Origin of the sequence: Fibrella aquatica, assembly GCF_041321135.1 — a bacterium.
Lineage (GTDB): Bacteria > Bacteroidota > Bacteroidia > Cytophagales > Spirosomataceae > Fibrella > Fibrella aquatica.
The window spans coordinates 144,627-154,451 of the sequence record NZ_JBGGWF010000013.1 but is presented as its reverse complement, the minus strand read 5'-3'; the positions used below and the strand labels follow the sequence as shown (position 1 = coordinate 154,451).

Annotated in this window: 8 protein-coding genes; 6 read left to right on the top strand and 2 right to left on the bottom strand. The window is 51.1% G+C overall.

The window, feature by feature from the left end; all coding sequences use genetic code 11:
• Nucleotides 1–316 precede the first annotated feature (316 nt).
• The 6 genes from ACAW87_RS22525 to ACAW87_RS22500 all read left to right on the top strand — a co-directional run bounded on the left by ACAW87_RS22525 (nucleotide 317) and on the right by ACAW87_RS22500 (nucleotide 6,051).
• Nucleotides 317–946 carry a helix-turn-helix transcriptional regulator gene (locus ACAW87_RS22525; protein WP_370725911.1) on the top strand — a complete coding sequence of 210 codons (630 nt, stop codon included), beginning with the start codon at nucleotides 317–319 and terminating at the stop codon, nucleotides 944–946.
• A 430-nt stretch (nucleotides 947–1,376) separates the two neighbouring features.
• Nucleotides 1,377–1,673: a hypothetical protein gene (locus tag ACAW87_RS22520; protein WP_370725910.1), complete on the top strand. Its 297-nt coding sequence runs from the start codon at nucleotides 1,377–1,379 to the stop codon at nucleotides 1,671–1,673.
• A gap of 439 nt (nucleotides 1,674–2,112) precedes the next feature.
• The gene (locus tag ACAW87_RS22515) at nucleotides 2,113–2,274 is read left to right on the top strand and encodes a hypothetical protein (RefSeq protein ID WP_370725909.1); all 162 of its coding nucleotides are present in this window, start codon (nucleotides 2,113–2,115) and stop codon (nucleotides 2,272–2,274) included.
• Between the two features lie 617 nt (nucleotides 2,275–2,891).
• On the top strand, nucleotides 2,892–3,116 hold the full coding sequence (locus tag ACAW87_RS22510) for a hypothetical protein (RefSeq protein ID WP_370725908.1): 225 nt from the start codon (nucleotides 2,892–2,894) through the stop codon (nucleotides 3,114–3,116).
• Nucleotides 3,113–3,619 carry a peroxiredoxin family protein gene (locus ACAW87_RS22505; protein WP_370725907.1) on the top strand — a complete coding sequence of 169 codons (507 nt, stop codon included), beginning with the start codon at nucleotides 3,113–3,115 and terminating at the stop codon, nucleotides 3,617–3,619. Before ACAW87_RS22510 ends, ACAW87_RS22505 begins: the two co-directional genes overlap by 4 nt.
• A gap of 251 nt (nucleotides 3,620–3,870) precedes the next feature.
• Entirely contained in the window at nucleotides 3,871–6,051 is a 2,181-nt protein-coding gene (locus tag ACAW87_RS22500) for a peptidase domain-containing ABC transporter (RefSeq protein WP_370725906.1), read from the top strand.
• Nucleotides 6,052–6,068: 17 nt separating this feature from the next.
• On the opposite strand, the gene ACAW87_RS22495 is transcribed toward ACAW87_RS22500, so the two are convergent.
• Nucleotides 6,069–6,905, bottom strand: a complete 837-nt coding sequence (locus ACAW87_RS22495) for a 3-keto-disaccharide hydrolase (RefSeq protein ID WP_370725905.1) — start codon at nucleotides 6,903–6,905, stop codon at nucleotides 6,069–6,071.
• A gap of 118 nt (nucleotides 6,906–7,023) precedes the next feature.
• Entirely contained in the window at nucleotides 7,024–9,813 is a 2,790-nt protein-coding gene (locus ACAW87_RS22490) for a PQQ-dependent sugar dehydrogenase (protein WP_370725904.1), read from the bottom strand.
• Nucleotides 9,814–9,825 lie beyond the last annotated feature (12 nt).

Here is a 9,825-nt window from a genome sequence, read left to right as displayed (position 1 = left end):
AACGGCCCTCACGGGCTGGAAACCTGAAAAAGGCATGCGCGAAATCGTCTCCGACATCCACGATTGGCTCCACGCCAACCGCGAAGCCCTCGAGCCGATTCTAAAATAGCGCCTCCGTTGGCTTCAGCCAACGGAAGCTGCCAATGGAATCACAACACAAATGACCCACCAAACATATCACAACTCACTAATTACCAGTAATTTATCCCCCCCATAAAATAAATACAAAACATCGTAAACGTCTAAATCAAAAATACAGTTACTTGCCACTACTAACTACAGAGTTAGCAAACTGCCCCACCGAACTATATCCGCTATGTCGCTTGCTGCTTTATGTCCGCGCCAATCTACCGCCCTGCTCATTATGGCTGCTTCGGACGAAGCCGGGCTCCACTGTCGAAAGTCGCAAACAGAAACGCGCCCCTTCGTTGACGACCTGATAACAACACAATCCCGCTTCGCGCTCGTTACACACAATTACCTCAACGACGCGGCTCTGTTTGCCCAAATACGAACAGCAACCCCGCAGACACAGATCGTAATTTGCCTGACGGACGATACGCTGACACCAACCTGCTTATGGGCCTTGATGGACGAACTGGATTTTGACGTAGTCTGCACCCTACCTGAGCTGACAGCCTGCCTACAAACGCTAAGCAACGACCGGTTCTACAAATCATCACTACTTCAGCCTACCGGCAGCGACAAAACCGCAGGTACGTTGCCGGGCTTTGCCGAATTAACAGCGGCCGAACGGCGGGTTCTTCGGGGTATTTGCGAACATAAAACAGGCCCACAAATTGCGGAGGCATTATTTATCAGCGAAAAGACGGTTAATAATCACCGCTATAACATGGCCCAAAAACTACAGGTGAGTGGCGGCCCCGGTAGCCTGAACCGTTACATTATCAACCACCGCGAGCAGCTACTTTCGTTGCTCGCCTAGGTAAGATATAGGTAAGTCATAGGTAAACTCACCCAGATACACATGAGGAAGATTTGGGCAAACTTCCTCATGTGTACAGCCAATTCATCCGCCACCTTTGTCATGTTCAAACGAACGAAGGCGGATACCGAAAAGCCTGACAAAGAGTAGGTAAAATTGATCAAATTTTTCTTTGCCATGAAAAAATTACACGAGCATGAAATGATAACCATCGATGGTAGTGGTATAAAGGACGGACACGCATGCGGCCGTTCCATGATACTATCTGCGATGCTGGGTGGTATGCTAGCAGGAGGGATAGGGGCTGTTGCAAGTGCCCTCACGGCATTAGGTGGCCGAGATTGCTTGGGATATTATTGAATACAAAAACTCATCGTTGACTATTTTCAGAGTGAAAGTAGTCAACGATTCATAACTCATACCAACTGCTATGTTTGACAAACTTATTAACGGACTATTACTTGTAGAGCCAAACGTAAAATTCAAGAAGAAAAATAACAATAAACTGCTAATTTTCTTTGGTAATTACGAATTTAGTTTATCAACTAGATCAGGAAATAGTATTAGTATAACAAAGAAGAAAAGATACGGTATTTTAGGAGATTGGTATTTTAAAGGTTGTAACGAGAAATTCTTTCATGATGCTTTAGCCTTAACAATTAAACGTTGTTACCCATCTCACTTGTTTGTCACGCTAAACAAACAGTTTGAATACAACAAAATTTAGTATTAAATAAAACAAACGTAGCCCAAAATTCCGAACAGCTATAGCTATCTGACCCGCTATGTGATGAACCACCGCGAGCAGCTACTTTCATTGCTCGCCTAGGTAAGATATAGGTAAGTCATAGGTAAACTCACCCAGCTAAAAATGAGGAAGAATATGGGTAAACTTCCTCATGTGTACAGCCAATTCACGCCCCACCTTTGTCATGTTCAAACGAACAAAGGCGGACACCGAAAAGCCTGAAAAGAGAGTAGGTTTATTTATTTACTATTTTTATGAAAAAATTAGGAAATGAAAAGATGATTAATACTTCAGGAGGGCTTTCATGCTTTTTCGCAGTTCCCGCTGTATTAGGATCACTTTCACCATTAACTATTGGTTATTTGAAGGACTCAGTAGTGTTTGCTACTAAATGTTGGTACAGTTAAAAAATAAGAAAATGAAAAAACTTGAGCAAAATCAGCTTTCATCAATTAATGGCGGTAAAAATCGCGAATGCATGATTCTAGGTGGGTTAGCTACAATTGGACTCATGGGAGGAATTTGGGCTGGGGCAATGGGGGCTGGAGTAGCCGCAACGATTTACGGATGCTTCAGCTAGGTAATCTATCATCTCAATGTGAACCAGATTTATTGGTTGGTAAATTCTAGTTTACCAACCAATAAATCTAAAGCTTGATAAAATATCATGAACAGGAAAATAGTTTGGAAGATATTCGTAATCCTAATAGAATTCCTTGCTTTCATAAGCATCATTTATGTCTTGTTCTTTAAAGATAAGTTTGACACTATTTTTAGATAAAAAATTCAATTTCAATGAATCTCAAAAATTTACTGCTATCATTTTTTCTGTCAGCATTTATTCTGAACTTGTCAAGTCAATATTTATTAATAAATGATGAACTTTATTTTAATGCACTTGTAGATAAAATGACGTATGATCAGATAAGGAAATTTATAGACGAAAGCAGTAAGTGGTCATGGTTATCTTACATAATAATCCCTATTTACTATGTAATCAAATTTACACTTATATCAAGCGTATCTAGCTTGGGATATTACTTTGTCACTAACAAGTGGCTCTACAGGCCATTTGTCAAGGTATCTATCCAAGCAGAATTTGTCCTACTTATACCAATTTTGGTAAAAATACTCTGGTTTCTCTTTATACAGACCGATTATACTCTTAATGATCTCCAGCTGTTCTACCCGCTCAGTTTGCTTAATCTGTTTGAGCCGGTTACGGTGGAGCCGTATTTACTCTACCCGTTGCAGGTGCTGAACCTGTTTGAAGTGGCCTACTGGTTTGCGCTTGCCTACGGGGTGGCGCGGGTCATGAACGCCTCGCTGGAACGGGGATTTGGGCTCGTTATGGCCTCCTACGGGTCGGGGCTGGCGTTGTGGATCGTGTTCGTTATGTTTCTAACTGTGAGTCTGTCATGAGAACGTACCTAAAATGGGGCGTAGCCACGGCGTTGCTGGGTACGTTGGCCTATCTGGTGTGGGGGTTCACTACTCAACTCAGCCGCAAAAAAGCCGTAGCCCAACGTACCCAAACATTGCCCGCCTGCACGGTGCAGCCTATCAGCGGCGAGCCGTTTACACTTACCTCGGCAGGGAAACCAACGGTGCTGATCTATTTCGATCCCGATTGTGATCACTGTCAGCGCGAGGCGCGTGCGCTTCGTAAAGAGGGCGCGGCGTTGGCCAATGCAACCGTAGTGATGTTATCGTCGGCACCGGTTCCGGCGCTGAAAACGTTTACCCAAACGTATCAGCTTGCCAGCGTACCCGGCCTTCGCGTAGCGCACATAGACCGGCAGGTAGCCCACGACACCTTCGGTTTCGCCACTGTGCCCGATGTGCTGATTTACCACGCCGACGGTACGCTGTCGCACCGGTTCAAGGGTGAAACCAGCATCGCCGCTATTGCCCGGCATTTGTAAGGAGCAAAGCTGGTCAAGATTTGCAATCTTGACCCTATTAACAGCGCGTTTGTAACGCGCAACCAAACCAACAGAAACAACTGGCTAACGCATCATGCGCGTTACAAACGCGCTGTTAATAGGGTCAAGATTGCAAATCTTGACCAGCCTCCTTCAAACTCGCCCCCATCCCTTATGGAACAGATCATTCCTGTGCTTGTCGATTTGTTGTTGCTGTTCATCAACTGGCTTACGCGGTCACTGCTTTGACTATGAAAAATCCCTTTCGTTCGCGCCAAGCGGCCTTGCCCGGTCTTGACGTCGGTTTGCTGGAGAAAACATTGATCCGGCAGCAGGGGCAGTCTGATTGTGGCGTGGCCTGTCTGGCATCGCTCCTAGCTTATTATGGCGGGCACAGTCGGCTGGAACGGTTGCGCGAACTGAGCGGCACCGATTCGCAGGGTACTACGTTGCTGGGCCTGTGTCAGGCGGCGCGGCAAATCGGGTTCGACGCCGATGGGATGCAGGCTGATAGCATCGAAAACCTGAAAACCGACGTGTCTGTACCAGTCGTGCTCCATGTACTGATCGACAATGTGTTGCAGCATTACGTGGTCTGCTATGGCTGGGACGCTGCCCGTCAGCAATTTCTGATTGGCGATCCGGCGCGGGGCGTACACTACCAAACCACCGATGAACTAGCCGCGATCTGGACCTCGCTGGTGCTGCTGCACCCGGCGCCAACGGAGCGACTGGTGAAGCAGGCCGACGAACGGAAACAACAACGTACCTGGCTCTTCGAGCTGGTCCGGGCCGATATTCCCCTACTGGCCATCGCTACGGGCCTGGGCATCGTTACGGCGTTGCTGGGGCTGTCGACCGCCATTTTTTCGCAGAAACTGGTCGATGAAATTCTGCCCAAACACGACACCAAACGGCTGATGTTGGGCGTTGGGCTACTGGCCTTTTTGCTAGTGGCGGGGGCCGGGGTAGGTTTCCTGCGCGGTCTGCTGCTCAATCGCCAAAGCCGCGATTTCAACAACCGCATTGTCAATCAGTTTTACGGGTCGCTGCTCCGGTTGCCCAAATCGTTTTTCGACAGTCGCAAAACCGGCGAACTCATTGCCCGGCTGAATGACACCGGCCGTATTCAGCGCACGATCAGCCACCTTACGGGCGCGGTGATCATCAATGCATTGGTGGTGCTTATTTCGGCGGGGTACATTTTCACCTACGCCGTGCCGGTGGGCCTGCTGACGTTGCTGAGCATTCCCCTCTTTGCCGCGTTGGTGTGGCGGTATCATCGGCGCATCATCAACGGGCAGCGCGAGGTGATGGCGGCATCGGCCCGCACCGAAAGTAATTACGTGGATACCATTCAGGGCATCGACGTGATTAAAACGGCCAACCGGGAATCGTTTTTTTCGGCCATTACCAAAACCGTATACGGCCGCTATCAGGATCAGGCCTATGCGTTGGGTACGTTGGGGCTACGTTTCAACCTGACCGCCGAAGTCATTGCCGCCCTGCTGATCACGGCGATTCTGGGCGCTATTTCGTGGCTGGTGGTGCAGAAAACCATGCAACTGGGCGAAATGATGGCGGTGCTTACGCTGGTCGGCACCATTATTCCGGCGGTGGTCAGCCTGTCGTTGACCAACATTCAGTTGCAGGAAGCCCACGTCGCCTTCGACCGCATGTATGAATACGCCAACCTACAGCCCGAACCCACCGAACACGTACCTGACCCGGCGTTTGCGTTCGAGTCATTAGCCATTCAGGGGCTGGATTTCCGGTTTCCAGGCCGGGCGTTACTGCTCGATACCATTTCGCTGAATATCCGGCGGGGCGAATGTGTGACGTTGCTTGGCGAAAGTGGTAGCGGCAAAAGCACGCTGCTTCAGGTGCTTCAACGATTCTACACCCCCGAAAACGGCCAACTGCTGATAAACGGACACGACTGGCACCAGATCGACGTACCTACCTGGCGAACGGCTCTGGGCGTGGTGCCGCAACAGATCAAGCTGTTTTCAGGTACGTTGCTCGATAATATCTGCCTGAGCCACACCGCCAAAGAAGCCGAAGCCATTGTTCAGTTTTGCCGCGACTACGGATTCTCCACCTATTTCGAGCAGTTTCCGCAGGGTTACCTGACTATTCTGGGCGAAGACGGCGTGAACCTGTCGGGCGGGCAGCGGCAACTGGTTGCGCTGGCGCGCGCTCTGTACCAACGGCCACAACTGCTTTTGCTCGACGAACCAACTGCCGCTATGGACCGCCACACCGAACGTTTCGTACTGAATCTTCTTACCCAATTACAGCCTCAAGTCGGCATTCTGCTCATCACCCACAAAGCACAACATTCGGAATTAGCCGACCGAACGTACCTGCTGGATAACAAGCAGTTGGTACGTGCTGTAGAGATAGAGGAAGCCTTTGCGCCTCAGACGTAATCAGCGCACAATTCGCCTTACTTCCGGGTTTTTAACTGGTTCAGTACTGAGGCGAGCTGCTTGGGCTTATTCATGTATGGAGCCAGGTTGAACAGCGCTACTTTGCGAAATTCAACGGGGTGGCTTTCGCTTTGCAGGGCGATATACCCTTCCCGAAGAGGCTTGCCATCGACCTTGACAGCGGGGTCGGCATGGCTGACGTTTCCACCGCCAATCTGCGGTTTAGTGTAGCTCAACACCGTGTCGCCTTCCATGATGTGCTGCACCAGCGAATCGCCGAGTACCAGCATTTCGGCACGTACCCACTGCTCACCTGCGTAGGTCTTCGATTTCGAGTCGATGCAGTGGGGCGTGAACAACTTCCCGTCGAGCACCACGTTGGTGCCGGGGGTACACAAGTTGGCCGTGTGGCGTTCGCGCTGTCCGTCACCGCCCAAAAACTGCGTTTCCAGCGAAATAGGGAAGTCCTGCTGGAGGCCCATCGTTTCGGGTGCCTGTGCGTGCAGCATCGCCCCGCTGTTACGCGTGGCCCAGCCCGGTCCGCCTTTCACCTGATTGCCCACAAACCGGTATTCGACTACCAGCAGATAGGCCGAGTATTTCTGTTTCGTGAAAATATGCCCGTACTGCTCGTCGAAAGCCTTGTATTGGTCGTAGTTCACCACCATGTTGCCGTTGGCCACGCGGAAGGTATTTCCGTAGTTGTCGTTGAGCGGGTGGCCAGTGATTTTCAGGTTCCAGTTGCTCAGGTCTTTACCGTTGAAAAGCTGAACCCAGTCTTTGTCTCTGACCTTCTGAGCCACACATAAGTTGGTGATGAAGAGAAGGCCGATGGTGATGATTGATTGGCGCATAGAGAAGGGGGAGTGAAAGGTTTGAGGTTTGTAGTCTGTGGTTTGTGGTTGCGCTGCTTCTTAACGTGACCGTGACTTGGCAGCGCAACTACAAACCACAGACTACAAACCTCAAACCCTATCTCCCTGACGTACCAGTTTTAACTGATTGTACGGCGGTTACCGTTGGGTTGAACAGTAGCCATTCCAGACTAAACAGGTCGCGGTTGGGCGTGGTGGGCTTCACAAACACGAAATACAGATCGTGCTGACCACCTACACCCGAAACTGGAGCTGTCAGCTCTTTGTACGTGTTCCAGCCGCCGGTTGGTTCGTAGGCTAAGGTACTGATTATTGGTCCCGTTGGCGAATCGGTATGCACCTCAACCGTAGCCGCCCGGTCTTTCGATGAATAACGGTACGTCAGTTGCCCAATACCCGCCAGATCAATGTTCTTCAACACGAAATACGATTGATGATGAATGCTGCCCAGGCGTTTACCCTGCCGACTGATGTTGTTCAGCTCATCGGCTTCGCTACCCAACACTTTGTTCGGGCGCAACACCAGCACATCGGTTTTGGTCAGGGCTAGCGGAGATTTTCGGTTGGCAACGGTTGCAGTAACGGGGCCTTTATCGGTATACGAGGCTGTGAGCACGTACCGGCCCTGCTGCTCTTTTCCTACGTGCTCGTTCAGGGTCAGTTTGCCTTGCTGTGGCAGTTTGTTCTCCGTAGGCTCGTTCCCCACCGACAATACGTACCTGATCATTTCCGACGCTTCTTCGCGCGACAGTTGCGGGTGCGCACTCATGGCGTGTTCGCCCCAGACACCGCCGCCGCCGATGATGACTTTGTTGGCCAGTTTGGCAATTGCCGATTTGTCATCGCGGTACCGTTTCGAGACTTCTGTAAACGACGGCCCCACTGATTTGGCGTTTAGCTGATGACAGGCTTTACAGTCAGAACCGGCAATCAGCGATTTACCCAGGCTGAAAGTCGAGGTCAGTTGCTGATGGCCCATGAGCGGCTCGTTGCTCACTTTGGGAATGTAATTCAGCACCACCTTCACGTTTTTCTTATCGATCACCTTGTCTTCTTTGTCGCGAATGGTCACGGCATAGGCCAGCGGTACGGCCGTGGGCGGGAAGAACGTTCGGTTCTGCGGTACCGCAATGGCCACCTGCGGGCGGGTGTTGCCTACCCGTACCGTCACGGTGTCGGCACTCGCTTTACCCGACTGATCGGTCACGGTCAGAATGGCTTTGTAGATGCCGTTTTTTCGGAACGTATACGTTGGGTTGGCTTCGGTCGACGCTACCGCATTACCCTCGAAACGCCAGGCGTAACGTACCTGATCGCCGGTGTCGAAATCGCGGCTTTTATCGCCTTTGAAGGCAACCGTCAGCGGAGCCAGACCAATGGTATCGGTGGCAATTGCCTGGGCTACCGGTGCGCGGTTTCCGCCGTTGAAATCAATTCGTACCAACCGGGCATCTTCATTGTCAATACCGTATACCGAGCCATATTCCAGCATGTACATGCTTCCGTCAGGACCAATCTCCAGATCGACCGGGCGGCGGAAATCACCGGATGTAGGCATAAACGCGTCCATCGACTGGTAATTCTGGTTATTGTCCAGTTGTACGGCATACACCCAGTTGCGCATCCAGTCATACACGAACAGGGCTTTATCGTAGTAAGCAGGAATTTTGGTGCTCGATTTCAGCGCGGCGTCGTAATGATAAACCGGGCCACCCATGGCGCAACGGCCACCCACGCCCAACTGCGCAAACTCATCGGATTTGTTGTACGGATACCACACCATTGCTTTCTGCGTAGGCGGCAGCACCTTCAGGCCGGTGTTGTTGGGCGAGTTATTGACGGGGGCATTGGGGTCGAAGAGCGGACCAACTTCTTTGCTCGCAAAATCATACTGAAAATAAGGTTTGCTGTCGCCCACGAAGTAAGGCCAGCCGTAGTTACCTGCTTTCTTAGCCTGGTTGAATTCGTCGTAACCGCGTGGTCCCTGCTTGCCATCGGTGCCTGCGTCGGGGCCAATCTCACCCCAATATAAAATCGACGTGGCTGGATCGACCGAAATCCGGTAGGGGTTGCGGCAACCCATCACATAAATTTCGGGGCGGGTGTTGGGCATACCCACCGGAAACAGGTTACCCGCCGGAATGGTGTAGGGCAACGTACCTGCGGGACCGTCGGGCTCGAGGTGAATACGCAGGATTTTACCCCGCAAATCGTTCGTATTTCCCGCCGACCGCTGGGCATCGAACGTAGGCCGACCTGCCCGCGCATCAATGGGCGCGTGACCTCCCGACTCGAAAGGCACGGTGTTGTCGCCAGTCGAAATGAACAGGTTTCCGTTGGCATCCCAGCACATCGATCCACCCGTGTGGGCGCTTACTTCCAGATCGATCGGAAATTCGATAATCACTTTTTCGGAAGCTACATCCAGACTACTGTCGTCGTTGATGGTAAACCGGGCAATACGCTGTTTGGTCTGCTGTTGCTGATCCTGAACCGTGTAGAAGAAGTAGAGGAAGTGATTTTTGGCAAAGTTGGGGTCGATAGTCATACCCAACAGGCCGTTCAGGTACTTATCAACGGCTTTGGCCGGGAAATCATAGAGTAGGCGGGTCTTCTTTTGGGTAGGGTCGTAGCCGTAGAATTTGCCCGCCCGTTCCACAAAAAATACGCGTCCATCGGGGGCCACAGCCAGTTCCATCGGCTCGTTGAGGTCGTTGGAAAGTATTGTTTTGGTGAAGCGGTTTTCTTCAGGCCGGTTCATGGTATCGGCCCGAATGGTGGTCGATCGAGCGGGAACGGCGGCGGGCAACGTACCTCGCTGGGGCAATGTAGCCAGGCCAAGGGCAACCCCCAGGGCTGCACCGTACTTAATGAGGGGGAAAAACATGAACAGCAGAAG

What these genes read in the sequence shown, in the direction of transcription:
- ACAW87_RS22525 (WP_370725911.1), top strand. Translation starts at nt 317, where the DNA reads ATGTCGCTTGCTGCTTTATGTCCGCGCCAATCTACCGCCCTGCTCATT.
- ACAW87_RS22520 (WP_370725910.1), top strand. Translation starts at nt 1,377, where the DNA reads ATGTTTGACAAACTTATTAACGGACTATTACTTGTAGAGCCAAACGTA.
- ACAW87_RS22515 (WP_370725909.1), top strand. Translation starts at nt 2,113, where the DNA reads ATGAAAAAACTTGAGCAAAATCAGCTTTCATCAATTAATGGCGGTAAA.
- ACAW87_RS22505 (WP_370725907.1), top strand. Translation starts at nt 3,113, where the DNA reads ATGAGAACGTACCTAAAATGGGGCGTAGCCACGGCGTTGCTGGGTACG.
- ACAW87_RS22500 (WP_370725906.1), top strand. Translation starts at nt 3,871, where the DNA reads ATGAAAAATCCCTTTCGTTCGCGCCAAGCGGCCTTGCCCGGTCTTGAC.
- ACAW87_RS22495 (WP_370725905.1), bottom strand. Translation starts at nt 6,905, where the DNA reads ATGCGCCAATCAATCATCACCATCGGCCTTCTCTTCATCACCAACTTA.
- ACAW87_RS22490 (WP_370725904.1), bottom strand. Translation starts at nt 9,813, where the DNA reads ATGTTTTTCCCCCTCATTAAGTACGGTGCAGCCCTGGGGGTTGCCCTT.